At 67.1% G+C, this 26,128-nt stretch carries 23 protein-coding genes; 7 read left to right on the top strand and 16 right to left on the bottom strand.

The genetic code is table 11. From position 1 onward, the window contains the following. Positions 1-19 precede the first annotated feature (19 nt). A complete protein-coding gene (locus V9K99_RS34105) occupies positions 20-1,480 on the bottom strand; it encodes a M4 family metallopeptidase (RefSeq protein ID WP_337323686.1) in 1,461 nt (486 codons plus the stop codon). 118 nt (positions 1,481-1,598) lie between these two features. Next, positions 1,599-2,186 (bottom strand): TetR/AcrR family transcriptional regulator, encoded by a 588-nt coding sequence (locus tag V9K99_RS34100; protein ID WP_337323687.1) that lies wholly within the window; start codon positions 2,184-2,186, stop codon positions 1,599-1,601. Between the two features lie 73 nt (positions 2,187-2,259). Between V9K99_RS34100 and V9K99_RS34095 the strand changes: the two genes are divergently transcribed. After that, positions 2,260-3,714 (top strand): flavin-containing monooxygenase, encoded by a 1,455-nt coding sequence (locus V9K99_RS34095; protein ID WP_337323688.1) that lies wholly within the window; start codon positions 2,260-2,262, stop codon positions 3,712-3,714. Beyond that, the gene (locus tag V9K99_RS34090) at positions 3,711-4,553 is read left to right on the top strand and encodes an SDR family oxidoreductase (protein ID WP_337323689.1); all 843 of its coding nucleotides are present in this window, start codon (positions 3,711-3,713) and stop codon (positions 4,551-4,553) included. The genes V9K99_RS34095 and V9K99_RS34090 overlap by 4 nt, the downstream gene beginning before the upstream one ends. On the opposite strand, the gene V9K99_RS34085 is transcribed toward V9K99_RS34090, so the two are convergent. Then, entirely contained in the window at positions 4,531-4,986 is a 456-nt protein-coding gene (locus V9K99_RS34085) for an Lrp/AsnC family transcriptional regulator (protein ID WP_337323690.1), read from the bottom strand. The genes V9K99_RS34090 and V9K99_RS34085 overlap by 23 nt on opposite strands. A gap of 85 nt (positions 4,987-5,071) precedes the next feature. On the opposite strand from V9K99_RS34085, the gene V9K99_RS34080 reads away from it, so the two are divergent. Both V9K99_RS34080 and V9K99_RS34075 read left to right on the top strand, forming a co-directional pair. Beyond that, positions 5,072-5,629 carry an RBBP9/YdeN family alpha/beta hydrolase gene (locus V9K99_RS34080; protein WP_337323691.1) on the top strand — a complete coding sequence of 186 codons (558 nt, stop codon included), beginning with the start codon at positions 5,072-5,074 and terminating at the stop codon, positions 5,627-5,629. A 48-nt stretch (positions 5,630-5,677) separates the two neighbouring features. Beyond that, positions 5,678-6,781 carry a winged helix DNA-binding domain-containing protein gene (locus V9K99_RS34075; RefSeq protein ID WP_337323692.1) on the top strand — a complete coding sequence of 368 codons (1,104 nt, stop codon included), beginning with the start codon at positions 5,678-5,680 and terminating at the stop codon, positions 6,779-6,781. Positions 6,782-6,914: 133 nt separating this feature from the next. Here the strand turns inward: V9K99_RS34075 and V9K99_RS34070 are convergent, their stop codons facing one another. The 8 genes from V9K99_RS34070 to V9K99_RS34035 are packed head-to-tail and all read right to left on the bottom strand — an operon-like array spanning position 6,915 to position 16,882. Next, positions 6,915-7,973 carry a M48 family metalloprotease gene (locus V9K99_RS34070; protein ID WP_337323693.1) on the bottom strand — a complete coding sequence of 353 codons (1,059 nt, stop codon included), beginning with the start codon at positions 7,971-7,973 and terminating at the stop codon, positions 6,915-6,917. 60 nt (positions 7,974-8,033) lie between these two features. Next, positions 8,034-9,173 (bottom strand): hypothetical protein, encoded by a 1,140-nt coding sequence (locus tag V9K99_RS34065; protein WP_337323694.1) that lies wholly within the window; start codon positions 9,171-9,173, stop codon positions 8,034-8,036. Between the two features lie 21 nt (positions 9,174-9,194). Next, positions 9,195-10,130: a hypothetical protein gene (locus V9K99_RS34060; protein ID WP_337323695.1), complete on the bottom strand. Its 936-nt coding sequence runs from the start codon at positions 10,128-10,130 to the stop codon at positions 9,195-9,197. Between the two features lie 6 nt (positions 10,131-10,136). After that, the gene (locus V9K99_RS34055; RefSeq protein WP_337323696.1) at positions 10,137-12,134 is read right to left on the bottom strand and encodes a hypothetical protein; all 1,998 of its coding nucleotides are present in this window, start codon (positions 12,132-12,134) and stop codon (positions 10,137-10,139) included. Then, positions 12,131-15,031, bottom strand: coding sequence for an ATP-binding protein (locus V9K99_RS34050; protein ID WP_337323697.1), 2,901 nt, complete (start codon positions 15,029-15,031; stop codon positions 12,131-12,133). Before V9K99_RS34050 ends, V9K99_RS34055 begins: the two co-directional genes overlap by 4 nt. Continuing rightward, positions 15,028-15,591, bottom strand: coding sequence for a hypothetical protein (locus V9K99_RS34045; protein WP_337323698.1), 564 nt, complete (start codon positions 15,589-15,591; stop codon positions 15,028-15,030). Before V9K99_RS34045 ends, V9K99_RS34050 begins: the two co-directional genes overlap by 4 nt. Continuing rightward, complete coding sequence (locus V9K99_RS34040) at positions 15,592-15,879, bottom strand: hypothetical protein (protein WP_337323699.1); 288 nt, start codon at positions 15,877-15,879, stop codon at positions 15,592-15,594. 49 nt (positions 15,880-15,928) lie between these two features. Further along, positions 15,929-16,882, bottom strand: a complete 954-nt coding sequence (locus tag V9K99_RS34035; protein WP_337323700.1) for a conjugal transfer protein — start codon at positions 16,880-16,882, stop codon at positions 15,929-15,931. A gap of 707 nt (positions 16,883-17,589) precedes the next feature. Here V9K99_RS34035 and V9K99_RS34030 point away from each other — a divergent pair. Both V9K99_RS34030 and trxA read left to right on the top strand, forming a co-directional pair. Further along, entirely contained in the window at positions 17,590-18,465 is an 876-nt protein-coding gene (locus V9K99_RS34030) for an aldo/keto reductase (RefSeq protein WP_337323701.1), read from the top strand. A 175-nt stretch (positions 18,466-18,640) separates the two neighbouring features. Continuing rightward, positions 18,641-19,030 carry a thioredoxin gene (gene trxA, locus V9K99_RS34025; protein ID WP_337323702.1) on the top strand — a complete coding sequence of 130 codons (390 nt, stop codon included), beginning with the start codon at positions 18,641-18,643 and terminating at the stop codon, positions 19,028-19,030. Positions 19,031-19,063: 33 nt separating this feature from the next. On the opposite strand, the gene V9K99_RS34020 is transcribed toward trxA, so the two are convergent. Together V9K99_RS34020 and V9K99_RS34015 are read right to left on the bottom strand one after the other, a co-directional pair. Then, the gene (locus V9K99_RS34020) at positions 19,064-19,891 is read right to left on the bottom strand and encodes a hypothetical protein (RefSeq protein ID WP_337323703.1); all 828 of its coding nucleotides are present in this window, start codon (positions 19,889-19,891) and stop codon (positions 19,064-19,066) included. A 451-nt stretch (positions 19,892-20,342) separates the two neighbouring features. Then, positions 20,343-21,620 (bottom strand): NAD(P)/FAD-dependent oxidoreductase, encoded by a 1,278-nt coding sequence (locus V9K99_RS34015; protein WP_337323704.1) that lies wholly within the window; start codon positions 21,618-21,620, stop codon positions 20,343-20,345. Between the two features lie 102 nt (positions 21,621-21,722). Between V9K99_RS34015 and V9K99_RS34010 the strand changes: the two genes are divergently transcribed. Beyond that, complete coding sequence (locus tag V9K99_RS34010) at positions 21,723-23,270, top strand: helix-turn-helix domain-containing protein (RefSeq protein ID WP_337323705.1); 1,548 nt, start codon at positions 21,723-21,725, stop codon at positions 23,268-23,270. Positions 23,271-23,544: 274 nt separating this feature from the next. On the opposite strand, the gene V9K99_RS34005 is transcribed toward V9K99_RS34010, so the two are convergent. From V9K99_RS34005 to V9K99_RS33995, 3 genes are read right to left on the bottom strand one after another with little or no spacing between them, the layout of a single operon-like run. After that, positions 23,545-24,573, bottom strand: coding sequence for an NAD(P)/FAD-dependent oxidoreductase (locus tag V9K99_RS34005; protein ID WP_337323706.1), 1,029 nt, complete (start codon positions 24,571-24,573; stop codon positions 23,545-23,547). After that, complete coding sequence (locus tag V9K99_RS34000) at positions 24,570-25,079, bottom strand: isoprenylcysteine carboxyl methyltransferase family protein (RefSeq protein ID WP_337323707.1); 510 nt, start codon at positions 25,077-25,079, stop codon at positions 24,570-24,572. The genes V9K99_RS34005 and V9K99_RS34000 overlap by 4 nt, the downstream gene beginning before the upstream one ends. Then, positions 25,076-26,125 carry a type III polyketide synthase gene (locus V9K99_RS33995; protein WP_337323708.1) on the bottom strand — a complete coding sequence of 350 codons (1,050 nt, stop codon included), beginning with the start codon at positions 26,123-26,125 and terminating at the stop codon, positions 25,076-25,078. The genes V9K99_RS34000 and V9K99_RS33995 overlap by 4 nt, the downstream gene beginning before the upstream one ends. Between the last annotated feature and the right edge of the window lie 3 nt (positions 26,126-26,128).

Genomic DNA, 26,128 nt, shown 5'->3' with positions numbered 1-26,128 from the left:
GGCGCACAACCTGGTGTGGTCAGAGGATCTTGCGGGCCTGGAAGGCTTCGGTCACCTTCGCGGCCGTGGCCTTGCCGTAGAGGAGGCGGGCCGCCTGGACGGTGACCCGGGCGGCGTCGGCGAACGAGGTGTCCGGCGCGTAGAAGAACGTGCCCTCGAGGATCACCTTGTTGGCCTTGGTCCGGCCCAGCGACTTGTGGATGTCCCACAGCGCGTTCGACCAGATCTCGCCGTCGTCATGCACCTGGCCGACGATGTCGTCGGTGGTCTTGCCGGTGTCGGTGCGGCGCAGGCAGTGCGGCTCGGTCGTGGTGTACGACGTCGCGTCCCAGTCCATCACGCACGGCAGGTCGAAGTTCCGGCTCACCGGCACCGACATCGTCACGGCCCAGTAGTCGCCGAAGCCCTCACCGATCGCGCCGGCCTGCAGCGATTCGCCGTACCCGGGAACGATGTCGTCCTGGATCGCGTGACCGTACTCGTGCCAGATCACCTCCGCGTCCTCGGCGTCGTCGACACCGCCCTCACCCATCGTGATGCGGTCCTTCGACGGGTCGTAGAACGAGTTGTCACCGTTGTAGGTGTTGATCTCGAAGTCCTGCGACTCGTTGTTCACCTCGGTGAACCCGAGACTGTGGATGTACTCCTGGGTCTGGTTGACCTGGTAGTACGCCATCACCTGCTCGAACCGGTCGTCGTCGCGGTAGTACAGGAACTGGTTGTTCGCGCTCTCGGCCAGCCCACCCTTGGCCTTGACGATGTTGACGTACGGCCCCTCGAGCTTCCCGTTCCCGGCCAGGTTGCGCAGGATCACGCTCTTGTGCGCCGGGAACAGCTCGTCGGTGTTCGCGTCGTCCTGGTCCGTCAGCTTCTCGTTCCGCTCGCTGACCACCGGGTTCGGGTCGAACACGATGCCGCGGCCGTCGACGTGATCACTGATCACCTTCGACTCGACCACGCTGCCGGACTTCGCGTCGACCAGCGAGCGGGTGACGCCCTGGGCCGACCTGCTGGTCACGTTCCAGACCAGCCGCGCGTCCGGACCGCCGATGACGGCCAACTGCGCCGCACCGTCGGTGGCGGTCGGGGCCGGCGTCACATCCTTCTCCGGCCCGGCGATCCGGGCCCGGGCGGCGCGAGCAGTCACCGCCGCGTTGGCCGACTGGGTCGCCGTTGCCGACGGCACCTTCGCGGTCACATCCAGATTCGCCGGTACGGCGTCCCGCCCGTCGGCGACCTGGACGGCACCGGACGTGGTCACGTGCTTGGCGTAGTACCCGTTGATCACCGGCAGGCCCTTGAACGTCTGCTGGTACCAGTAGTGCTTGCCGAGCAGCGAGGTCTTGGTCTTGATCAGCTTGAGGCCGGCCGGGTTCGCCGCGGAACTCTCCGGCGCCGCCCCCGCAGCGCTGGTGAAGGACAGTCCGACGGAGACGGTGGCCAGACCGGCAGTGACGACCGCGATCACGCGTTTCGCCATGTTTCCCCTCCTAGGTAGACGAGTTGCGTAACGCAACAACTACGATCCGTCGAACCCTAGTTCGCCGAGCACACCGGAGGGAAGGAAAAGTCCCGCCGTACCGCGGCCGCAAGGGAAATCAGCCACCGGCCAGCAGCCGGATGACGTTCGGAAGCACCGAGACACCGACCTGGGGATCGATCGCCCGCTGGACACCGAGACCGACCCCCAGGCTGAGCAACGCGGTGGCACAGTCGGCCGCCGGCATCGGCAGCGTGATGCCGAACTCCTTGGCATGCTCCTCGAGCAACTGGGTGACCGCATCGCGGATCTGCGCGTTCCGCTCCGCGAGCTCCCGCCGTACGACGTCATCCTGACGCGCGCGCGTCGCGAACTCGACCTCGAAGACCGTCCAGGCCTGATCGCCGATGGTGGCCTCGGCCCAGCGCTGGAACGACTGGAGCATCGCCTCGAGCGTGCCGGCGCCTTCCAGAGCCGTGGCCATCCGGTGCGCCTGGTCGGCCCGGATCGCGTCGACCACGGCCAGGCAGAGCTCGTCCTTGTTGCGGAAGTTCGAGTAGACCGCGCCCTTGGAGAACCCGGCCTCGTCCGCGACCTTCTCCAGCGACGTGGCGCCGTACCCGTCCCGCAGGAACAGCTCGGTCGCGGTCGCCACCAGCGTCTCGCGGGTCCGCGCCTGGCTCTCCGCCCGCGTCATCCTCGGCATGATCCGACTCTAGTGCCTACGGTATTGGCATTCTCCTGGTATTCGAATACCGTCGGTTTCTGGAGGTGGTTTCATGGACGTCGTCGTGATCGGCGCAGGAGCTTCTGGAATCGGGGCAGCGATCCGCCTGCTGCAGGCGGGCATCACCGACTTCACCGTGCTCGAGAAGTCGTCGGCGCTCGGCGGGACGTGGCGCGACAACACCTATCCGGGGTGTGCCTGCGACGTACCGTCCGCGCTGTACTCGTACTCGTTCGCGCCGAACCCGTCGTGGACCCGCGCATTCGCCGGGCAGTCGGAGATCGCTGCGTATCTGTCCGACACAGCTTCTCGGTACGGCGTCACGCCGCACATCCGGTTTGGCGTCGAGATGCTGCGGGCGCAGTGGGACGCGGCTTCGCAGCGGTGGTTGCTCGAGACGAGCGACGGACCGTTGGAGGCGCGGGTGCTCATCACGGCGACCGGGCCGTGGCATCAGCCGCTGATCCCGTCGATCCCGGGGACTTTCGATGGGCCGATGTTTCACTCGTCGCGGTGGGATCACTCGGTCGACCTGACCGGTCTCCGGGTGGCCGTTGTGGGCAGTGGTGCGTCGGCGGTGCAGTTCGTGCCGGCGATCCAGCCAGTCGTGTCGTCGCTACATCTGTTTCAGCGGACGGCGCAGTGGGTGTTGCCCAAGCCGGATCATCACGTGCCGGGTGTGGAGCGGTGGGCGTTTCGACGTATTCCAGTGCTGCAGCGCGCGCTGCGGCGGGCCGAGTACCTGGGGATGGAGGCATTGGGGCTGGGGTTCCGGCATCCGTGGATCATGCGGGCGGTGCAACAGGTCGGGTTGCTGCACCTACGTCGATCAGTGTCGTCGGCATCGTTGCGTGCGGCACTCACTCCGTCGTACACCTTGGGTTGCAAGCGATTGCTGATGTCGAACTCCTATTACCCCGCGCTTGCTCAGAGCAACGTTTCAGTGCATCCCACCGCAGTTGCCGGCTTCGATGGTCGTCGCGTGATCGGTGCCGATGGCAGTTGTGCAGAGGTGGATGTCGTTGTCCTCGGCACCGGCTTCCGGATCCTGGATTTGCCGGTGGCAACCACTGTCTTCGACGCTTCCGGCCGCAGCCTCGCCGATCACTGGCAGGGCAGTCCGCAGGCGTATCTGGGCACCGCGGTGGCCGGGTTCCCGAACTTCTTCAACCTGCTCGGGCCCAATCTCGGCACCGGGCACACGTCGGCCTTCACGATCCTGGAGGCGCAACTCGACCACGTGCTCGGCGCGATCTCGTCGTTGCTGGATCGCGGCTGGTCGAGTCTCGACGTGCGGCCGGAAGTTCAGGCCGCGTTCGTCGCGGAGGTCCAGGCGGCCTTGGCGGGGACCGTCTACGAGACGGGAGGTTGTGCGAGCTACTACCACGACACGAACGGCCGGAACAGCTTCAGTTGGCCCTGGTCCAGCGGGCGACTGCGCAGGCGTGTCGCCCAGTTCGATCCGTCCGCCTACACGATCTCGGCCCCCTTGGAGGTCGTCCGATGAAGCCCTTGAACCTGTCCAGCGCAGTCGTCGTCATCACCGGCGGCGCCCGCGGAATCGGCCTCGCCACCGCAACCGCGTTCGCAGCCGCCGGCGCGACCGTCTACACCGGCGACCTCGACCCCTCCCCCGAGCTCCCCGCCGACCTTGTCGACCGGATGCACGGGCCTTGGCCGCTGGACGTCACCTCACGTGAGTCCTTCGCGTCTTTTGTTGACAATGTGATTGCCGACACCGGGCGGATCGACGTCCTGGTGAACAACGCCGGGGTGATGCCGCTCGGCCGCTTCCTCGACGAACCCGACGCGATCAGCCGGACCACCCTCGACGTCAACCTCTGGGGCCTGATCCACGGCATGCGCCTGGTCCTCCCGGGCATGATTGCCCGAGGCAACGGACAGGTGGTGAACATTGCCTCGATGGCCGGCAAGATCCCGTTCCCCGGCATGGCGGTCTACAACGCGTCGAAGTACGCCGCCGTCGGCCTGACTGCCGCCGTACGGCGCGAGCTCCACGGCACCGGCGTGACCGCGAGCGCCGTACTGCCGAGCGCCGTACGCACGTCCCTGTCCTCCGGAGTCCGCCTCGGCGGCGTACTTCCGACCGTGGATCCGTCCGACGTCGCGGCCGCCGTACTGCGAACCTGCCGCACCCGCCAGGCCGAGGTCGCGGTGCCGCGCTGGCTCGGCGGGTGGAAGGTCCTGGACGGCCTACTCCCATCACCACTCATGGCCTGGGGCCGCCGCGTGGCCGGCGACGACCGTGGCCTGACCGTCGACGACGCGGCCCGCTCGGCCTACGCCGACCGGATCGCCTCCTTCAGCCGAACGCGAGAGGCTTGACCGGGTACTCCCGAAGCACGAGCGACGTGGTGACCGGGCCCAAGCGGCCGATCGCGTCGACCACCTGCTCGAGTCGACCGGCGTCGGGCGTGTGTACGTCGAGCAGGAAGCAGTCGTCGCCGGTCAGACGGTAGGTCGCGGTCACCTCCTCGAGCGTGGCGAACAACTCGAGCGCATCGGGGATGCGCGCGTGAGTGGTCCGGACGCGGACGACGGCATGGATGTTCAGACCGACTCGGGCGGGATCGACGACGGCCCGATAGCCGGTGATCACCCCGGATCGCTCGAGCCGCTGGATCCGCGCGGACACGGCAGGCTGCGACAGGTTGACCTTGCGGCCGATGTCCGCGCCGCTGAGCCGCCCGTTCTCCTGCAGGATCGCCAGGATCTCGCGATCGATCTGGTCCAATGGATTCGTGCTCGATTCGCCCATGTGCCTTCATTTCATCAGTTCGCGTCGTCAGGCCCGATGACCTATCCCAGGATGGCAGCACACATTGGCATCCAAGGGAGCACCTATGCGATTCATCATCGTCCCCGGCCTCGACGGCTCGGACCACAACCACTGGCAGTCCACCTGGGAAGCCGGCTGGCTCCCCAACGCGACCCGCATCGCCCCGGCCTCCTGGACGAAGCCGGACCGCGACGACTGGAGCGCGGCCATCGACGACGCGATCGCTCTGGACGACGAACCCGCCGTACTCATCGCACACAGCCTCGGGTGTCTCGCGGTCGCTCATTGGCTGACAACTGTCGGCTCGCCCAGCGTTCGCGGTGCCTTCCTGGTCGCACCACCCGATCAACTCGCGCCCACCTTCCCCGTGGACCTGCTCCCTACCTTCATCCGTCTTCGCGCGACTCCCCTGCCTGTCCCCACGCTCCTGATTGCCAGCGACAACGACCCGTACTGCACCGTCGACGCCGCCGCTCGCCTGGCCGCCGACTGGGAAGTCCCCCTCATCACCACCGGCAACGACGGCCACCTCAACTCCGACAGCAACCTCGGCCTCTGGCCACACGGTCAGGAACTCTTCAACAGCTTCCTCGCCGACCTGCCAGTAGAGGACCGAATCTGACCTCTTCCGCTCCTAGCGTTTGATCCGTAATCCAGGAGAGGATCAGCCATGTCGAAGTTGAGTCTGCAGGCCCTGAACCGCGCCACCCTGCACCGCCAATGGCTGATCGAACGCCACGACGCCACCGCCCTCGAAGCAATCGAACACCTCGTCGGCATGCAGGCCCAGTCGCCGCTGGCGCCGTACGTAGGATTGTGGACACGCCTGAACGGTTTCGACCCCGCCGAGCTGGCCCGGCTGATCGAGGACCGCGAGGCCGTGCGCGGTTCGATGATGCGAGCAACGATCCACCTGATGTCGAGCCGGGACTTCCTCGCGTTCCGTCCGCTGATCCAGCCGCGGCTCGAGCGCGAGGTGTTCCAGAACATGACGTACGGCCGGCACCGGCTCGAGGGAGTCGACATCGACGCCGTACTGAAGGCCGGTATCGAACGCATGGCCGAAGGCCCGGCGACCGCCGTACAACTGCGTGAACACCTCGCCCCACTCTGGCCCGACCGCGATCCCGCGGCGCTGGCCCACGCCGTACGCTGCCTGCTCCCCACCATCCAGACCCCGCCCCGCGGCATCTGGGGCAAGGGCGGCAACCCCGCCATGTCCACCGCCGACCTCTGGCTCGGCTCGCCCGTCGCCGCCAACCCGTCAGCCGACGACCTGGTACGGCGCTACCTCGCCGCCTACGGCCCCGCCTCGGTCGCCGACGCCCAGAACTGGTCCGGCCTCACCCGCCTGTCCGAGGTCTTCGACCGCCTCGATCTCCGCACCTACACCGACGCCGAATCCGGCCGCACCCTCTACGACCTCCCCGACATCGACCTCCCCGACGAGGACACCGAGGTCCCCACCCGCTTCCTCCCCGAGTACGACAACCTCCTCCTCTCCCACGCCGACCGCACCCGCTGGATCGACACCGCCACCCGCCAGTCCCTAACCCTCCAAGAAGTCCTCACCAGAGGCTCAACCCTCCACAACGGCCAAGCCGCAGCCCTCTGGAAACTGACCAAAACCACCAAATCCCAAGCCACCCTAGAAATCCAACCAATCACCAAACTCACCCCCAAAGCCTGGCAATCCATAGAATCCGAAGCCCAGACCCTCCTAACCTTCACCTCCCCAACCGCCACCCACGAAATCAAGCGCATCACGGCCTAAACAAGGATTCAGTGCCCAGGCAGTTGCCTCGACCTGTCAGTGGACGCGCGCTAACACCGACGACGCCGGCTAAGAGTGCGGCGATTCAACGGACCCGACTCCGTGTGCCGCGGTCTCCTGTCTGGATCAGTGCCTACGCGGGCGGAGCCAACCCCTCCAGTGCGCGGACTCGGTCGCCAAGTGACGGGGTGCTCGACATCAACTGGGAGCGTCTGTTGGCCTCTCGCCCGAGCATGTTCTGATGCTGGACCTGCCACCCGTAGAGAACCTGCACGATGGTGGGGCCATAGCCCATTGCCGCCGCCCGACGATCGGCCTGCATGATCTCTCGACGACCGAGCCACGCAAGAATCGGCGGCGCAACGAACGGTGTGAGGAACAGCAGGGGCAACGTAAGGCTGTCGTCGAATGTGAGCACCGCGAGCAATACCCCCAGATAGCCGAGCGTCAGGAAGCCGATGACCAGGCATCCGACCGCCGGGACTGCCTTCATCAGGCGCCCAAGAGCCCGAACGCCGATGAGTGCGCAGCGCGCAGGTATCGAGTACCAGAAGCTCAGCAGGCTCAACCACGTACGTCCACCCAAGTGATGACTGAGTTCATGCGCTAGAACGGCTTCCAGGTGTGCCGCCGGCAGGTTGTACAACGACCATGTCGTCACAGCGATGGTGTGCCCAGGCGTCGGAGTCGCGTTGGCGTCCTCCGACTCCTGAATCCATACGGAGTACCTCCCACCGTCCACGCCGGCGCGGCTCGACAACTGCGGCCAGACCGAAGCAATGCGTTGATCTTCGACCAGAGTCGGCTTGCGGAGACGGAACATGTAGCGAGCGATCAACTCCTCGACCGGCTTGATGAAGACAACTGCTCCAGAGAGGATCCACAGCGCTATCAGGATCCAGCCGTAACCGAAACCGATGATTCCGGCGATCCAGGAAACCGTGACAAAGCTCCAGAAGAACCATGGAACGGCAGTGAAGAGAGTCGTCGCTACCGAGACCTCGACGCGACCACCAGCCGCCTTGGGACCACCTTGTCCATCTGACTTGGCCGATGCCCCCGGCGGCAACTGGCTCCACTGTGGTGCAGGTGGCACGTTTTGCTGAGGGCCGGGGTGGTGGGGGTCTGTCGGTTGCCATGGGCCGGTTGTCCAGGGGCCGTTGGGTTCGTTCTGGTCGCCCGGACTGGTCATTGAGCTCTCACTTCCTGTGCCGCCTCAGCCACATGCGGCAGATTACGGAGACATCGATCATCAGTACAGGGACACGTGGACGTGGTCGTAGTGGCCGCCGGTGGCGTCGGTGGGGCTGTAGACGCCGCCGCCGTTGTATGGGATCCAGGTGCCTCGGCGGGCGGACCAGATTTTGCCGTACCAGATGACGTAGCGCACGCCGGTCTGGCCTGCGGTCTTCACTGCCCAATTGGCTATCTGGTCGCCGCGGGCGCGGGCCGGGGACGATTGACGGGCGTCGGTGCCGACCATGATGTCGCAGGCTTTGCCGCGCGGGTGGTCGCTGGTCGGGTTCCAGACGTGCGCGTCCCAGCAGCTCATGCTCAGGGTGCCGAGGTTCTTACGGGCTTCGGCGACCCAGGCCGCCGTACGCGGGGTGACCAGGCCGCCCGTTCCGGTCGGGTCGGTGACGGTTTGCTGTTCCTCGGGCCAGACGCCGTTCACCGGTTGACCGGAGATCAGGCCTTCGCCGCCGCAGTCGTCGTCCTGCGCGACGCCTTCGTTCGAACCGCTCGGGGCTGCGCCCGCACGGCCGGCGTACGGATCGCCGGCGCGACTGAGGTCGATGCCGGCGGCGGCCGCGATCTGGCGTGCCTCGCTCTCGCGCAGCGCGTAACGGTCGGGGAAGGCAGAAACCTGAACGCGTTGCGCGGCGTCGCCCAACGCCATCGAAGGCCAGCCGTCGATGTCGACCAGGCCGGGTGGGCTAGGCGGGTTGGCCCCGCCGAAGAACGCGTCCGCCGCGTAGTTCGGGTTCATGATTTGGAGCCTCGAGCCCCAACCGGCAGTCCATCGCTGCTGGAACAGGCCAAGCGAGTCGGCGTCGCCGTACGCCAAATTCTGCAGATCGGACTCGACCAGAGCGGTCATCAGCGCGATCAACGTCGCCTGCCCGGGAAGACCGCGCTTGACGGCCACGTTGTCGATGAGCTTCGCATTCGCAATCTGTGTAGCCCGAAGTGAGCCGCCGGGGAGTGGATTGTCGGCTTGGCCCGGTGCGAGCGGTAGGCAGGCGGCCTGCGGTTTGCTCGATCCACCGAACGGGGCGAGCATCAGCAAACTGGCCACGCCGACCACGGCCAAGGCGGCAGCGGCCTTGACGAACACGCCCCTGCTCGCGACCGAGAGGATCCCCCGGCCGAGATCGCGCTCATCGAACATCGCAGCCCCCCACTGACGTGGTCATGGCCCGGTACCGCCCGACACCTCGCTGATGACCCATTGGCTGTTCTGATTCACCAGCGTGACGAGCAGGGGTACGTCGAATCGCTGAGCATTCTTTCCGGTGACATCGATGGTGACCTTGACGAATCTGGTGATCCGCGTCGGTGTGTCGACCGGTGCCTCCGCGTTGGCCGGCGGAGCACTGACCGGGGCCGAGATCACGGTCGACTTGCCGCCATCGTTCTTGAGTGCGTCGTACGTCGGATCGCCGGCAGCTGTGAAGCTCGAGGCGACCTCAGGGGTCATGTACTTCGCGCACTTGGAGACCAATGCGGAATAGCTCTCCGCGGCCGGGTCGCGGGTGTAGAACGCACGGGCCCAGGCACCGACCACGTCCGTTGCAAGCGCGGTTGACTCGGCAGACGGGCGCTGAGTCTGCGGCGGCGGAGTCGTTAAGGTTGGAGTCGTGGCCTGGGAGTTCTCTTCTCGTGGCTGGGTGTTGGACGGCGCGGTCGGCAGTACCACCGAGCGGCCAGGTGTCAGCAGCCCGACGGGAGCGCCGTCATCAGAACTCTCGCGACCGAGCAGGCGCGGCAAGCCGCCGCCCAACCCGAGGATGATGATCGCCAGCAGGACGACCAAGGCCACGATGACCGCCGGGCTGGTGGGCTCAGCCTGGCGCTGGCTGCGCAACCACGCCATCCGCTGCGCGTGGTCGTCCCGTCGCCAGTTCTTCTTCGCCTTACGGCGGTCGCGACCGCTGAGCTCGTCCAACTCGTCCGGATAGTCGTAATCCGTGCTCATCAACGAACGCCAACCGTCCGGTGCCTCCGGCCGGCGTCGCTCGGCGTCGTCGTCGTACTCGGAGTCCGCTCGCGAAGTAGCGCGGGCGTGGCGCGACTGACGTCCGGCGCCCTCCCGCCGGTCGTCAGTCGATCGGTGCTTGCGTGCCATCCGCGATCACCTTCGCGTCGGTACGTGTACGGTCACGCCGTCCTTCGTGATGGCGGAGTAGTCGCGGAACCGGCGCGGCTGCGCGGAAGGCGTCCGGCGCCGATGACGAACCTTCGGTGGTCCCTCGCGAAGGCTGGCCGACTGCGTGTGGATTCTCGGCTCATACCGCGTCTCACTGACCGGAGCCGGTGCCGGCCGGCGCGAATGACGAGCCTTCTGCGCTTCGGCCGATGCGCCGCGCGAAGTCCCCGAACCGCTCGCGGGAACGACATTGGCAGCCGAAACGGAGATCGTCCGCCGCCCCTCGGTCTTCGACTGGGCGCGAGCGCGGGCCAGATTCAACGCAGACGTACTCTTCGCCGGCCCACCAACCCCAGCCGCCCGAACCCCGCCACCTTCACCAGCCACCTGCTGACCACCGGGCCCGACTCCACCTGACGTCCCGGCGCCTTCAGTTCTCCGCCGCTCTGGGCCTGCCGTGAGTTCGTACGGCGAACTAGCGGCGCCCCCTCGAGTCAACGAACCAACTGCAGGCGCCTGCCGGTATACCCGGACTGACGACACACGTTGTGAGGTTGCGGCATCAGAAACCATGCCTCTCTTGCGCTCGGTGAGCGCCGGCGCGGCGCTCCTGCTGGTGAGGGCACCGAACATCCGCTTCGCCACACCGAGAGCACCTCGACGAGCCAAGCCGCCCAGCAGAATGCTCCCCGAGCCTGGGCGCATCATCGAGGTCAGGTTGTCCAGCAGTCTGCGTAGTCTGAAGCCGGCGATCAGCACGGCGATGGCCAGACCTGATACCGGAAGCCAGCCGAGCACGCCGGTCAGGCTGAATACAGCCGTGACCAGGGTGAGAGCCGTGCCAAAGACGAGCATGGCAAGGAATGACTGCATCACAAGTCCGACCAAGGCCTCGAACCAGTTGAGTCCCCATTGCCTCGTCCGGCCTGGGATGATCCACAGGCAGGCGAAAAACACTCCAACGACCAAGAGCAGTAGACAGCCGACGAAGGCCATCAAAGCCGTGAAGGCCAAGGAGATATTGAGAAAGGCGAACAAGGTCGCGGCAATGGCGGCAAGCATGACCACAGCGATGCGACCGAATGCATTCTCGCCCTTCGCCCACTTGACTGTCGGGGCGTCATCGCCACCTTCGGCTGGTGCTATCACGGAGTCGATGTACTTGTTCCTCGCATCGACATCTGTTCCGGCGTCGAGCATTCCCTTGCCGTACCGTCCGCACGCCTCCAGCGAACCGAACTCGGCAATACACCAGGGCGTCACCGCGAATCCGCGCCAGCTTGCGTCGGCCGACTTTCTCAGCAAAGTGTCCCTTGGCGCGCCGGTGAAACCGGGCTCCGGCCAGGCGATGGGACTTTGCATAGTCGGCCCCATGGCGTCAGCGGAGGCCGTCATGATGGCGCCTGCACCCATCTGGCGGGCACCGTCGACACCTCGCAGCCAGGTCGCCGGAGCGAGCGCAAAGCTGATGCTGAGCACACCGGCGACAAAGACCCACGCCAACTGGCCCAATGCGCTGCCGCTGGTCTTGCGTTGCGTGTACGCCGCCACCGCACCGAAGGCCAAAGCCGACGGCAGTAGCCAACCAACCAGCTGCGTGCTCGTCGCTCCGATCGTTGCTGACGTCGCCTCGGTGAGCGGCTTGACGTCAGTGAACGAGAACAGCCACCAACCCACCGAAATCGCACCCCGCGTGATGGCGACGATGTACATCATCACTATGTGGGCGTAGCCGTTGAACACGGCCTCCATGGGATCCCGAATGCTCCGCTCGAAGTCCAGCCCGTAGGCCATCGGGCTGTACTGCTCGAACAGAGTTCGCGTGTCACCGTGCGTCAGGTCGGGCGTCGGAAGCAGGTCACCGAAGCCGGTTGGACTTGTCGGGCCCGGTTCTGGGTCGGCGGCCAATGCGAGTTGGGTGGTGACTATCAGGGAGATGGAGAGCACTGTCACGGCCGTCCGTAGACGGCGTGACCAGGTCATGCGACGTGCTCCTTGTTGCCGGGGGTGGTGGCTTGGGGGGTGGGGTCTGGGGTGGTGGGGGCGGTTTCGCCGTAGGCGGGGTACATGGCTTCGTTGTAGGCGGCTTCGTCGGCTTCTTGGTCGTAGACCTCGTCGGGGCCGATGGGGGATTCGTAGCGCAGGGGGTGGTTGTGGTCCTGGCCGTTGGGGTGGCCGCCGTTTTGGTGGGCCGCTGGGGTGGTGGTGGGCGGCGGGGGTGCGTACGACGGCACGGGTTCAGAGGTTGGGGCCGCGGGCGATGGTTCCGGGGCGGGTTCGGCCGGGTAGTGCGGCTCGGGGGTCTGGGTGTGGGCCTCGGCTTGGGCGGTGGCTGTGGCGGCCGGTTCCAGGGCGTCCTCGTAGTCGTCGGCGAAGGGGTCTTCTTCGACCGGCGGGAGGATGGGTTGGGTGGGTTCGTTGGCGTGTTCGGATTCGGGGGTGGTGCGGAGGAGGGCGGCGACCTGTTGGCTGGGGATGTCGATTTGGACGGTGGCTACTTCGTCCCAGCGGTCGCGCATGATGCAGTGGCCGTGGCGGATGCTCTTGCCGTTGGCGGCGGTGTTGATGCCGCGGACGAGGGTCTGGTACGGCGGGGTCTGCGGCCTGCCCAGAAGCTCGAGCAACGAGTCGACCTGTTCGCGGGAGCGGAGGCTGAAGGCGAACAGGGTGGTGATCTGCTCGACCAGGCCCGGGAGCTTCAGGATCGAAGCGGGGTCCTGGGTGTCCAGCACGAGCGAGGCGCCGAGGGCGCGGCCGACCCGGGCGATGTAGTCGAGGAACGACGCGCCGTCGGGCGTCTTCGTGAGCAGATGGACCTCGGGCACGATGACGACCTTGGAGCGCCCGCGGAACTCGCGGCGTCCCGTCGTACGGACCATCCAGGCGAGGCAGCCGCGCAGGCAGGCCATGCCGACACGTTCGATCGGCGACCAGGATTCCGGCGCCGACTCGGGTGAGGGCAGCGTCAGGCCTGGCATCTGGACGACCCACAGGCCTGGGTTCGTGGTCAGCGAGGACAGGCCGGACGGCGGACCGGCCACGACCGATCCGAGGCCGGTCTCGACCAGGTCGCGCAGGGCGAAACCGACCGTACGCGTCGTCTCGGAGTCCGATTGACACAGCCGCTGGATCACGCCCCACGACGACGGATCGGGCGACTGGATCTCGGCCCGGGTGGCCGCCATCACCGGAGCTTCGGCGGCTCCACGCAAGTGCGGCGGCAGCAGCAACATCAACTGCGACGGCGCCTGCAGCAACGCGTCGTCGACCGGCAGCACGCGCAGCAGGTCGGCAGCCCCGGAGAACTGTGCGGTGATCTCGATGACAGCAGTCGGTACGCCGTACTCCGCAGCGACTGCGGATACGCCCGCGGCGTCACCCTTCAAATCCAGAAGCGGAACCCAAGCACCGGCGAAGGCCGAGTCCAGACCGCCAAGCATCGCGGCCGTCGTCTTGCCTCGACCGGACCGGCCCAAGAACAAAGTCGTCGTCGCGTCACCGAGGGCAGAGCCGGCCGCAGCGTCGAAACGCACCAGACCAGGCGTGGAGCCGGTCAGATAGCCAATCGCCGGACCGGTCGCGTCACCGATCGACGCGCCGCCCCAGAACCAGGAGCCGAAGAACGCGGTCGACTCACGCACGTGCCCGAGATCGGGGACGCGCAACTGGTCGCCGGGCAGCGATTCGAGCCAGAGGTCGCGCTGTTCGTCCGCGCCGGCGGCGACGGTGATGCCGCGGTCGGCGTAGTGCGCGATGACAGCGTCGACGTACGCCTCGAGGTCTTCGCGGGTGTCCGCGCTGACCAGCAGACGGGGGTGGTCCTCGACCAGGGTCAGGCCGCTGCGGTTGATGTCGCGCTTGACCTCGCGCATGACGCGCTCGGTCTCGACGATCTCGTCAGCGGTCTCCTCCGCGGTGCCCTTGGCGGCGGACCGGCGTTGCTCTTTGGCGCTCTTGCGGGTCTCGTCGACCAGGTGCCGAGCGGTCTTCTTCGTCAGGACCCGGAAGCGGACAGACGCCTCCACGGTCACGTCGATCTCGTCGCCGTCGTCGTCGATCGCCTTGATCTCGGACAGCGTGCGCAGCCACTCCCCCGCGCCCGGGGTCTCGAGCTCCTCGGGGAAGTCGGTCATCGCGAGAACGGTCGTGTACGCCGCTATCTGACCACGCGTGTCGTAGATGCGCAGATGGTCGGTGTACGGCACCACTCGACCCGAGGTGAGCCGGGCCAGGGACGCACCGGTGATCAGGCCGCGGCGGGGCGCGGCGACGGCACCGCGGTGCATCTCGCGGCTGATCAGCCAGGAGATCACCTCGGCCGGCGCGGTGTGCGCCCGCCAGACGGTCGATCCGAGCTGACGGCCGAGCTTGCGGACCCGCTCGTCCAGATGGGCGAGCTCACGGGCGCTCACGCGCCAGGACGTCGTACCGAGGGCATCGCTGATGGAACCCCGGACCTGGGCGGTCGCTCGGGGGTCGCGGTCGCTGAGGTGTACGCCGAGAGCGACGTACCGCTCCGGCATCCGCATCTCGTCGATCCGGTCGGCCCGGGTCTGGGCCCAGGCCTCGTGGTCGCCGAGCCGGTAGTGGCCGGCCACGCTGTCGATGTAGTCCTGACCGGTCGAGCGGCCCCAGACCACCTTCAGGTGGCTGAGCCGGTCGCCGAGGATCGTCGCGGCGGCACTCACGGCGGCGTCGAGGGCCGAGTCCTGCTCGGACTCGGTGGCCAGGTCCGTGTTCGCCACGGAGATGAGGAACCACGCCTCGGCGCTGCGTTCGGTGACGAGCAGGCCGTCCGCGATGGCGACCAAGCGTGGCGGCGGCAGGCCGCGCTCGCGGCCGACGCCCACCAGGTTCAGGAGCTTGTCAGCGATCTTCATGCAGGCCTCTTCCCAGACGACGTCCTACGACTGACCCGCTGCACGTGGTCCGCCCCGAGCAGGCGGGCACGCTGGTTGACCGTGATGTCCGCACCGGCGCGGACTCTCGGATCCAGCTCCACCACGACCTCGCGGTCCCATTCCGGGGTCACTCTGGCCTTCGCCAGGTTGGCCACCTTCTGGGTCGCAACGCGCTCACGCCATGGCAAGTACTCCGTCTTGTCGGCGGCCCGGGCGCCGAGACCGATGATCGGGCGGTGGGCGCGCAACGCGTAGCGGACGGCCAGCGCCCACTCGGTCACGCGGCGGCGGCGTTCGTGGAACTTACCGGGTCGCCAGCCGAACGCGGTGATCACGAACGGCGGGACGATGTACAGGCTGACGGTGGTCTTCTGCGGCACCCCGATGAACGGGACGAGCAGCGCGACCCAGAGCACGATGATGACCGCTCCGAAGATGATCATCCGGCGCCGGGCGCCTTCTCCGAGGTCGATGCCGAGCAGGTCGTACTGCCGGGTCTCGATCTCGAAGTGGTGGGTCAGGGTACGGCCGACGCGCATTCAGCTACCTCCGGACAGCAATCCCCAGAAGCCCTTGAGCACGTTGATGGTCTGGTTGTTGGCATAGATCAGACCACCGACGAGCACCCCGGCCGCGATATGGCCGAACAGCTCGCCCCACTCGCGCTTGAAGTAATGGCCGATCGCGCGGAGCACGAGGATGGCGATGAAGATGTTCCCCGCGATGACCAGGACCCAGTCCTTGAAGTCGGCTCCCGTCGGGACGTTGGGGTCGGCCAGTGGCGCGGCCAACTGAACCACGCTCATAGCCAGTTCGTGCGTCGTCATTGCGGTGTCTCCCTTGTTGCCTCGGTCATCCGACGGCGGGTGGGCGTTGTCATCCGACGGCCGCCACTTGCCATCGTTGTGCTCCGTCCGTGGCGACAGTACGCCTCAGCGTGAGCGTGTACGTCTGGTCCAGGGTGGTATCTCCGACCCCGTCCCAGGTGACGGCCGCGGTCGCCCGCCGCTCGTCGTCGTTGCCGGTGAAGACCTGCCAGTCCTTCAGCTCGCCGAATTTCACCGAACCGTTCAGGCTGCGAATCGTCGAACCCGGCGCGGTCACGGCCGACACCTTGTTGTCGGACTCCGCATATGCAGAGAAGAAAGCCTCCGCGTCCTTCAGTGTCGCCGCGGTCAGGTCGTCGTCCGGTACGCCGGCTTCCGGCATGTTGTCCGGCAACGCGGCCCGCTCATCCGGGACGAACGTCGGCGGCCCGCTGGCCACGATGCGTGACGCGGTCCGGGCGACCGGAACGGACAAACGCTCCCAGGAGTACGGTCCCGCGACGAACGCCGGACCGCGCTTGGTGTACGACCGGACCTCTACGCGTACGTCGACCACAGCCGTGACACCACTGGAGTCGACCTTCACCTCGCCCGGGTAGGCGCGGTCGGCAGTCTGCTTGCCGCGACCGTTCCATCCGGCCCGGCTGTCCAGGCCGGCCGCGAGGTCGAGAGCGATCTGGGCCGGCCGAGCGTCCGGGTTCGACTCGTCCCAGTTGAGGTACGAGACGGCGTACCTCGTCGCAACCGCACGGGCCTCGTCGCTCGGGAAGCTGTTCTGATTGCTGACAACGGTTTCCGGTGTCCGGTTCGGCGTGACCCATGAACGAACGCCGCTGATGGCCGCAAGGAGCAGTACGACGACCACCAGACCACGGAAGAACCGCCGGGCCCAGGTGGAGAACGACGACTCGGGCTCGGTGGACCAGGGCGGCTGCCCGGGCTCGAGCGCCTCCCGGACCGGGACCGGCGCTGCGTGCGCACCATGCGGCGAGCGCTGTTTCAAACGTTCGGGTGGACGATGGCCGGGTTGCGAGGCGTCCGTCGTACGCGAGGAAGGACGACGCGGGGGTGCCATCACTCCGCTGGCCGGCGGATGGGCCTGTGGAGCGGAGTACTGCGCCGCTACGCCCTGTGCCTGGCGAGGGGTGGGTGACACCGGTCCATCGGGGTGGGCCCACCACTCCGGTGCGGTGTTCGCCGGGCGTCCTTTGCCCGCTTTCGCCGGGCGCCGCTGGTCCGACCAATGCTCACCTTTTGGCGGCAGGTTCAGCAACGTTCGCCACCAACTCATCGCTACCCGCCCCTCAGACAGCAGTTACGCGGACAGTAGCCGGGAGAATACGGCAAGCAACTGTCCTCCGGGAGACCTGAGACCAGGATCCGGATGCTCCATCGCTCCCCGCAGCCATACTGTTACCCCACTCGCGGGCAGTGTCACCCTCATCGGGCAAGAGTGACACCTTCGGTACCGTCCTCATAGCTCCTCTCCCATGCCCGATCCGGTCGATCGGGCAGCGCAAACCATGCCATACGAGACGGACAGGCTTCGAATATCCGTGCGAACAACATGGTAAAGAACGCATCAACTGATCACGCATAGTAACCGATTCCGGGGCTCAGCCTGTGGAAAACTCTCCCGTGGCGAGGGGTCAAAAACCGCTTTACCGGGCATAGGGTCGCAGTAATCCCTGCTACCCCTGGAGGACCAGGATGGAATCTCGCCGACTGGGCAGACTCGGGCACGACAGCTCGGTGCTGATCTACGGCGCCGCGTCGCTCGGCGGAGTCGACCAGGATCGGGCCGACGCCTCGATCCAGGAAGCCCTCGATGCCGGTATCAACCATTTCGACGTCGCGGCCGACTACGGCGACGCCGAGCTCAGGCTGGGTCCGCGGATGCCGGAGATCCGCGACCGGATCTTCCTCGCCACCAAGACAGGTCGCCGTACCCATGACGAGGCCTGGGCCGAGATCAACCGCTCGTTGGAGCGGCTCCAGACCGATCACGTCGACCTGATCCAGATGCACGCGGTCTGCGATCTGGAGAATCTCGATCTCGTCACCGGCAAAGGCGGTTCGCTCGAAGCGGCGATCCGGGCCAAAGAAGAAGGCCTGGTCCGGGCGATCGGGATCACCGGGCACACCGCGCAGGCACCGGCCGTCCACACCGAGGCACTGCGCCGCTTCGACTTCGACAGTGTGCTGACGCCGCTGAACTACAGATTGTCGACAGATCCGCAGTACGCCGCCGACTACGCCGCCCTGGTCGAAGCGATCAAGGCGTCCGACGCCGCGCTGATGACGATCAAGATGATTGCCCGGCGCAACTGGCAGGACGGCGAGGAGAAGACGTACGACACCTGGTACCGGCCGTTCGACGAGCAGCGCTACATCACCGCGGCGACCGCGTGGCTGCTGAACGGACACCCGGAGATCACCGGCCTGGCCACCGCCGGCGAGACCCGGTTGCTGCGCCAGATGATCGTCGCCGAGCGCGAGCGGGCCGACCTCACGCCGGAGGCCGCCGCCTCGATCCTCGACGAGGTCAAGGACTACACGTCACCCTTCGTGGACATGCCGATCTGACCTGAACGTGTGCCAGGTCACACCCCGTACTCCGCATTTCGGTCACCTGCCGATACGGTCAAGCGCTTGTACGTCGTACCTGCCCCTAAGCGCCGGTACGACGTACATCGGCCGGGAACACCTGTGGTGGGTTCGGTGTTGTAGTGGCTGTATTCGTCTAACTTCGGAGGTCGTAGTGGCAACGGTCGAGCTGTCCCAGGAGAACTTCAACGAGGTCGTCAGCGGTGACGGTCTCGTATTGGTGGACTTCTGGGCGGAGTGGTGCGGCCCGTGCAAGATGTTCGGACCGGTATTCGAGAAGTCGTCCGAGCAGCACACGGACATCACCTTCGGCAAGGTCGACACCGAGGCGCAGGTCGAACTCGCCCAGGCGTTCGACATCCGCTCGATCCCGACCCTGATGGCGGTCCGTGACGGCGTCGTCCTCTACTCCCAGCCCGGCGCGCTCCCGGCCCCGGCCCTGGAAGACCTGATCGGCCAGCTCCGCGCGGTCGACATGGAAGAGGTCCGCGCCCAGATCGCCGCCCACGAAGCCGAACACGGCACCGAACCCCACACCCACTGAGCTCACTGCCAGCGATAGTACAAATCCGAGCACTCAACCACTGAGTGCTCGGATTTGTTGTGCCAGGTCGGCCCTCGCGCTGCCGTCCTTGAGGTGCGGACTGGCATCGATCGCCGATCGCAGCGCGGCATGGTCGGCCGGTGACAGGCGGTGCCACTCGTCTCGAGCCAGCCTGAGCGCGTGGTACTGCTCGTTCCCGGTCAGCGATCGGCTGACGGCCTCGAGCAGGATCTCACCGTCGATCAGGGAGGGATCGCCCTCCATCAGGCCCAGGGCGAGCACGCGCACGATCGGCGTACCTTCGCGGAACATCGTCTTGACCTCGTTCTGGTCGAACTTCTCGACGACCGCCGCACTGGACACCCGCTCGATGATCCGGTCGAGCACCATCGCTCGGACGTTCCTGAGTTCGGGACCACGTAGCTCTGTGTAGACCGTGGCGTAGGCATCGAGCTCGCGGCCGAGGCCGAGTCGCTGCAGGGTGTTGGCAGCTTCCCGGGCGCTGGCGGCGACCTGGCGCACCAACTGCACCTCGAACTGGCCGAGTTTCATCGCTCGGATCCGGTCGACGATCGAGGGCGTGATCAGCAGCAGTACGCCGACAGCCAGCACCATGGCCAGAACGGCTTCGTCGACGTCGGAGAAGAGCCCGACGAGGCCCGTAACGAGCACCCCGACGCCCGCCAGCAGACACACGACCCGAGCCGCGACGTCGAGAATCCGCGGCGCCTGGTCCAGCCAGGAACTCCTCCGCGCTCCCAGCCGGCGCTGACTGGTCACCTGAGGCGGCGTCTGGCCTTGGCCGAACGGCTGAGGAGCGCGGCGCTGCGGAGCTGAGTGCTCTTCGTTGGCGTCGGACATCGCCGCGACCTCCCAGGTCGTTCAAAGGTGTCAACGATCGTGCTCCGAGGCCTGACATTCGGCAAGGTTCAGGTCGTCAGCTTCGCGTCAGTGGTACGGCGCATGAGGAGTGAGCGGCCGACTTGGTCGGTGAAGCCCCAGCGGCGGTAGAAGGTCGGCGGCTCGATCCGCTGTCCACCTTCGGGGTCGGTGAGGACGGTCCAGGAGGCGTCGGCGGGTTGGCCGACGTTGGTGCGGCGGGCTGGAAGCAGACAGCCTGTCGTAGGAGCGGGCCCTGGGCAGGGGATGTCAGCCAGGGCCCGCTCCGGGGCTGACCGGGGCGGCTGGTTAGTCACGGGTGGCGCGGGCGGGTGAGGCAGAGACCGCCCGGGACGGGTCACCCGGTGTGCCGCTCGAGGCGTGGGTCAGCGCAGGTGGAGGGACCACGTCGTTGGGGCCCCTCCCGTTGGTGTCAGCGGAGTGGGTTGAAGGGAGCCAGCTCGCGCGGGGTGCGGCCGGTGGTGATGGTCTCGGCCAGCAGCTGTCCGGTGATCGGGCCGAGGGTGATGCCCCACATGCCGTGACCGCCGGCGGCGAAGACGCGCGGTGACGCGGTCGCACCGATCAGCGGGAGACCGTCCGGGGTGCACGGGCGCGGCCCGACCCATTCGAAGGTGCGGGCGTCCAGGTCGGCGTCCCGCAGCAGCGGACGGGCGGCCTCGACGATCGCGTTGATCCGCCGCTGGTCGAGCTTCGCGTCGGGCTTGCGGAACTCCATCATCCCGGCGACCCGCAGCCGGTCGCCGAGCGGCGTGCACGCGATCCGCTGCGCCGGGAAGTACACCGGCCCGGCCGGGACATGCGCGATCGGCACGCTGAAGCTGTAACCACGTCCTGCCTGTACGACGGTGCGGACGCCGAACTGCCGGGCCAGATCCCCGAGCCAGGCCCCGGTCGCCATCACGACCGCGTCGAACGGGTCGGTCTCACCGTCGCCGGTGACGAGCCGGACGCCGCGGATCTCGTCGACGATGTCCTTCACGACGACGCCGCTGATGATCTGTCCGCCCCGGGCGATCACCGAGTCGGCCAGCATCTTCACGTAGTCGCCCGGGTTGATGAACCGCTGCCCGTGCAGCCGGATCGCGGCCCCGATCTGGTCGGACAGCGAGGGCTCGATCTCGCGGGCGTCGTCACCGCTGATCGGCTCGAACTCGATGCCCTGACCGGCCGCGTGGATGTGCTCGATCTCCTCGAGCAGCACGCTCCGCTCGGCCTCGGTCCGGTACGCGGCCAGGAACGACTTGGCCTCGTACGTCTGCGCCTCGACGCCGGCCTTGGCCAGGAAGTCGAAGGCGGGCAGGGCTTGCCGGTTGATCGGGACCAGCGACTCCATCGCGGTCTTCCAGCGTCCGGCGGTGCTGTTGCGAGCGAAGCGGGTGAGGAAACTGAGGAGCCGCGGGCTCGCGGTCGGTGGAACGTACACCGGTGAGGAGGGGCTCAGCACCGCACGGACGCCGTACTTGAGGACGGCCGGTTCCGGCAGCGGGGTGGCCAGGCCGGGGGTGAGCCAGCCGGCGTTACCCCAGGACGCGCCCGCGGCGACGCCTTCGCGATCGAGCACGGTGACCTCGACGCCGGCCTCCTGGAGGAACCAGGCGGTGGCGAGTCCGACCATGCCCGCGCCGACGACAGCGACGCGATCGGGAACGATGTGATTGACACCAACAGCAGAACCAGCAGCGACCATGTATCGATGGTGCGTCCCCGGCGGACCCCTGTCATGGTGCGATCACACCACTGAAGAGACGAATGACTGTGCTCATCGCACAATAACCTGCACAATAACCGCATGATCACCGCGCCTGACCTGATCGTCGCCGTCGGCCCTGCCTTGTTCGAGGTGGTGGTGACCGGCAAAGGCGACGGAGAGGTCCGTGACGTCTTCCTGGCCGACCCGCAGGAGCCTGCGACCGGTCAGCCCGGCGATCTGGTCCTTGGACTCGGTCTACGCGACGCAGAGGACGCGATCGAGCTGGTGGAGCGCTGCGCCGCCGGCAACGCGTCAGGAGTCGTTCTGCGTACGACGCTCGCCCACGAACCCACCGTGGTCGCGGCAGCCGAGCGCTGGCTGCTCACCCTCGTGGCACTGCAGCCAAGCGTCACCTGGGCACACGTGGTCTGGCTGCTGCGCGGTGTGATCGACAGAGCGGCTGCACCCGACTCCCCCGCCGCAGGGGACGCCGGAGTGCACCAGGAGCTGTTCGCACTCGCCGACGCGGCCGCAGCGATCGTGGACGCGCCAGTCACCATCGAGGACAACCAGTCGCGCGTCCTGGCCTACTCATCCGGCCAGGACTTCACCGACCCCACCCGTGTCTCCACCATCGTCGGCCGACGCGTACCGGCCGAAGTGATCGCGCACTTCCGGGCCCGTGGCATCTTCCGCCGGCTGGCACGGTCCAGCGAGCCGTTCCTGGTGCCTGACGGTCCCAACGGCATCCGTCCGCGTCTCGTCGTACCTGTGCGAGCAGGTGGTGAGTGGCTGGGGTCTATCTGGGCTGTGGTGGACGGACCGGTCAGTGACGAGGTGACGGCCGAGCTGAGCAACGCTGCGTCGGTGCTGGCACTGCATCTGCTGCGGCTGCGCGCACAGGCCGATGTCGCACGGCGGAGTGCCATCGACAGGTTGCGCACGATCCTCCGGCAGTTCTCCCCCGACAATCCGATCGACGTACGGCTGCCACCTCAGCCCTGGCGGGTTGTCGCACTCGGATCACCAGACGGGTACGACGTACCGCAGCAACTCGACCTGTGGGAGTCGACCGGTCGCCGGCACGGATGGGGTGAGCCGCAACTCGCAGACCTCGACGGCACTGTGCTGGCAGTGGTCACCGACGCGGACGGCCCAGGCTCGTGGAACTGGTTGCGCAAGCTGGTCACCGAGCAGGCCAAGACCGCTCCGGGCACCGTCGCCGCGGCAGGCGGGCCAGCACGTGGTCCGGCCGACCTGCCGAGCTCACGCGCCCAGGCGGTCGAGCTGCTGGGCCTGGTACGACGGGGAGTCGCGCCCGGACCCGCATTGCCTGTGGAGGACGCCTGGCACGTGCTGACTGTCCACCGAGCAGTCACCTCGTTGGACACCAGCAAGCTGGACGGACCACTCGCCACACTGCTGCGGCACGACATCGAGCACGACACCGGGTTCGTCGAGACGTTGCAGGCCTGGCTGGAGTACCCGGGGCAACCGCAGCGTGCGGCGCGCGAACTTCACTTACACACAAACACCCTGCGGCACCGGATGAAGCGGATCGGTGAGATCGCGGCTCTGGATCTGTCGAATCCGCGCGAACGGCTCGCCTTACAACTGCAGATCGCCGCGGTGCGAACAGAGCACTGAGATGTTCACCACAGACCTACGTAACAAGGCTTCACATTCCGGCAACTGTTGGGCAACATGCGCCTGATTAAGTCTTCCTCAGAAACACCGAGCACCACCCCAAGGACTGTCCCAGCTTTTCACCAGGAAGCTGGGGCACCGTTCCAGCCTTTCACCAGGAGGCTGGACCGGCCGGTCCGAGCTTTTCACCAGGAAGCTCGGGCTTCTCGGGGCCCGGCGGTTGTCTGAGCGATCGCCGGGCCCTTACGAGAAATCCCTGCCATGACAGGGAAAATCAGGCCAGCCGATTGACGATCCGGGTGTAGAGCCCCGGAAGCAGCGCGGCCGCCGGCACGATACGGGGTGCGAGCAACGATCTGTTGCGGGCCCAGAGCAACGACCCGGTCAGCAACCGGCACTCCCAGGACACCCGCCGCCAAGCCGCGTCGTAGTCGGCCGGCCGGTCCTGCTCCACACAGCGGACCAGCTCCGCGGAGGTCCGGAGCGCGACCGCGATCCCTTCACCGGTCAACGCGTCGACGTACCCGGCGGCGTCTCCGACCAGCAGGACCCGGCCCGCCACCCGCGCTCGCACTCGCTGGCGTAGTGGGCCGGCTCCCATCACCGCGTTCGCGGGACAAGCTCCGCGCAGTCGGCGCTTCAGAGCTGGGAAGGCGTCCAGGTGGGAGTCGAAGGTCCCCCGGGCCGAGGTGAGGACGGCGACCCCCACGAGGTCGTCGGCTACAGGCGTCACGTAGGCCTCGCCGAGTGGAGACCAGTAGACCTCGACGAGGTCGGTCCAGGGCGCGACCGAGAAGTGCTGCCGCAGCCCGCGGCGAACGGCGCCTGCGGCGCCTGAGGTGGGGGTTGAGTTGAGACCTAGTTGGCGGCGGATGCCGGAGTGGAGGCCGTCGGCGGCGGCTAGGTAGCGGGCGGTGTAGCCGGCGGCGGTGACTGAGGTGGTGTTCTGAGTGATCGGCCCGACCCGGGCGTCGACCACCGGGACGTCCAGCGAGGCCAGGCGGTCGATCAGGGCTCGGTGGAGCGTCGTACGACGTACTCCCAGTCCAGGACCGGCGTGGAAGCGCGCATCCACCTGGTGGTGCGCGTCCAGGTATCTGATGCCGTGGAACGGACGGCCTGACAGTTCCACCCCCAACCGCCCCAGATACTCGACCGCACTGTGGGCGATGCCCTCCCCGCAAGCCTTGTCGATAGGCGCAGCCCGAGGCTCGACCACCACGACGGACAGACCCGACATCGCCGCGCGGATCGCAGTCGCAGCCCCGGCAGGTCCGGCACCGGCCACCAAGAGGTCAATCACTTGGACAGAGCGGCGTTCAGAGCCGCCTCCTCCGTCCGGATCCGGACCGCCAGCAACGGGATGTTCAGAACAGTGAAGACAAGAGCAGTCACCCACGCCGTGTGGACCAGCGGCAGCGCGATGCCCTCGGCCACCACCGCGACGTAGTTCGGATGACGCAGCCACCGATACGGGCCGCGTGCAACCAGTCGCAGCCCTGGTACGACGATCACCCGCGTGTTCCACTGCCGGCCGAGCACCGTGATGCACCACCACCGTAACCCCTGCGACAGCAGTAAGACGGCCAGCATCGTCCACCCGAGCAACGGGATGAACGGCCGCTCCAACGCCTCAACCAAACACCCCGCCAACAGAGCTGTGTGCAGCACCACCATGAACGGATAGTGCCCGCGCCCCGACTCCACCCCGCCCTGCGCGAAACTCCACTTGGCGTTCCGCAGTGACACCACCAACTCGGCCACGCGTTCGAACCCGACGAGCACCACGAGTACGACGTACCAACTCATGGCCACTCCAGTAGCACCAGCTCGGAACAGAACCCTGGCCCCATCGCCAGCAGCAAACCCATCCCGACAGGATCTCGCCGCAAGGTCTCACCGAGCACGTGCAACACGGACGACGACGACAAGTTGCCGACCGCATCGAGCGACTGCCAGGTCAGATCGAGCGCCCCCGGAGGCAACGACAGCGTCTCCGCCACCGCCTCCAGCACCTTCGGCCCGCCGGGATGACTCACCCACGTGCCGATCTCGGGCACGGTCAGCCCAAAGCCTCCAAGAAACTCCCGCACGTCACCGCCGAGATACGTCCGCACCACGTCCGGCACGTCCGCACCGAGCACGATCCGGAACCCGCCCGACCCAACGTCCCACCCCATCACCCGCTCGGAGTCCGGATACAGCCGGCTCCGCGTCGCGACGACCGACGGTCCCGACGCCAATGGGTGCTCCGAGCCAGTCATGACCACCGCGGCCGCGCCATCCCCGAACAACGCCCCGCCGACAAGGTTCGGCAACGACGAGTCGTCCCGCTGCAGAGTCAGCGAGCACAACTCAACAGACAGCAGTACGGCGACGTGCGTCGGCCACGCCTTCAGATAGTCATGCATCCGAGCGATCCCGGCCGCCCCACCCACACATCCCAGCCCGAACAACGGCAACCGCTTGACGTCCTCCCGCAAACCCAGCCGCAACGCGATCCGCGCGTCGATCGACGGGGCCGCCACCCCGGTCACCGTGGTGAACATCAGCAGGTCGACATCGTCCAGCGTCAGCCCGGCATCCTTCACCGCCCCGGCGACCGCCTCCGCGCCGAGGTCCACGGCCGCCGCGATCCACGCGTCGTTCGCCTCACCGAAGTCCTTCAGCGCGGTGTACTGCTCCAGCGGCAACGCCAGATGCCGATACGACACGCCCGCATTCGCATGCAGCCGCCGAAGCAACGCCGTACCGCTGCCGTCCGGTAGACAGATCGAGGCGAAGGCCTCGGTCAACGAAGACTGCGGATAGCGGTACGGCGGCAACGCGGGCCGAACCGCTGCGATCCGCGTCATCGT

This window comes from Kribbella sp. CCNWLW201 (assembly GCF_037203805.1).
Taxonomy (GTDB): domain Bacteria; phylum Actinomycetota; class Actinomycetes; order Propionibacteriales; family Kribbellaceae; genus Kribbella.
Note: the sequence above shows the minus strand (reverse complement) of the source record. Positions and strands in the feature narration are given on the sequence as shown.

Bases quoted from the DNA above. Each gene is read 5' to 3' on its own strand.
- V9K99_RS34105 (WP_337323686.1), bottom strand. From the start codon at position 1,480: ATGGCGAAACGCGTGATCGCGGTCGTCACTGCCGGTCTGGCCACCGTC.
- V9K99_RS34100 (WP_337323687.1), bottom strand. From the start codon at position 2,186: ATGCCGAGGATGACGCGGGCGGAGAGCCAGGCGCGGACCCGCGAGACG.
- V9K99_RS34095 (WP_337323688.1), top strand. From the start codon at position 2,260: ATGGACGTCGTCGTGATCGGCGCAGGAGCTTCTGGAATCGGGGCAGCG.
- V9K99_RS34090 (WP_337323689.1), top strand. From the start codon at position 3,711: ATGAAGCCCTTGAACCTGTCCAGCGCAGTCGTCGTCATCACCGGCGGC.
- V9K99_RS34085 (WP_337323690.1), bottom strand. From the start codon at position 4,986: ATGGGCGAATCGAGCACGAATCCATTGGACCAGATCGATCGCGAGATC.
- V9K99_RS34080 (WP_337323691.1), top strand. From the start codon at position 5,072: ATGCGATTCATCATCGTCCCCGGCCTCGACGGCTCGGACCACAACCAC.
- V9K99_RS34075 (WP_337323692.1), top strand. From the start codon at position 5,678: ATGTCGAAGTTGAGTCTGCAGGCCCTGAACCGCGCCACCCTGCACCGC.
- V9K99_RS34070 (WP_337323693.1), bottom strand. From the start codon at position 7,973: ATGACCAGTCCGGGCGACCAGAACGAACCCAACGGCCCCTGGACAACC.
- V9K99_RS34065 (WP_337323694.1), bottom strand. From the start codon at position 9,173: ATGTTCGATGAGCGCGATCTCGGCCGGGGGATCCTCTCGGTCGCGAGC.
- V9K99_RS34060 (WP_337323695.1), bottom strand. From the start codon at position 10,130: ATGGCACGCAAGCACCGATCGACTGACGACCGGCGGGAGGGCGCCGGA.
- V9K99_RS34055 (WP_337323696.1), bottom strand. From the start codon at position 12,134: ATGACCTGGTCACGCCGTCTACGGACGGCCGTGACAGTGCTCTCCATC.
- V9K99_RS34050 (WP_337323697.1), bottom strand. From the start codon at position 15,031: ATGAAGATCGCTGACAAGCTCCTGAACCTGGTGGGCGTCGGCCGCGAG.
- V9K99_RS34045 (WP_337323698.1), bottom strand. From the start codon at position 15,591: ATGCGCGTCGGCCGTACCCTGACCCACCACTTCGAGATCGAGACCCGG.
- V9K99_RS34040 (WP_337323699.1), bottom strand. From the start codon at position 15,879: ATGACGACGCACGAACTGGCTATGAGCGTGGTTCAGTTGGCCGCGCCA.
- V9K99_RS34030 (WP_337323701.1), top strand. From the start codon at position 17,590: ATGGAATCTCGCCGACTGGGCAGACTCGGGCACGACAGCTCGGTGCTG.
- V9K99_RS34020 (WP_337323703.1), bottom strand. From the start codon at position 19,891: ATGTCCGACGCCAACGAAGAGCACTCAGCTCCGCAGCGCCGCGCTCCT.
- V9K99_RS34015 (WP_337323704.1), bottom strand. From the start codon at position 21,620: ATGGTCGCTGCTGGTTCTGCTGTTGGTGTCAATCACATCGTTCCCGAT.
- V9K99_RS34010 (WP_337323705.1), top strand. From the start codon at position 21,723: ATGATCACCGCGCCTGACCTGATCGTCGCCGTCGGCCCTGCCTTGTTC.
- V9K99_RS34000 (WP_337323707.1), bottom strand. From the start codon at position 25,079: ATGAGTTGGTACGTCGTACTCGTGGTGCTCGTCGGGTTCGAACGCGTG.
- V9K99_RS33995 (WP_337323708.1), bottom strand. From the start codon at position 26,125: ATGACGCGGATCGCAGCGGTTCGGCCCGCGTTGCCGCCGTACCGCTAT.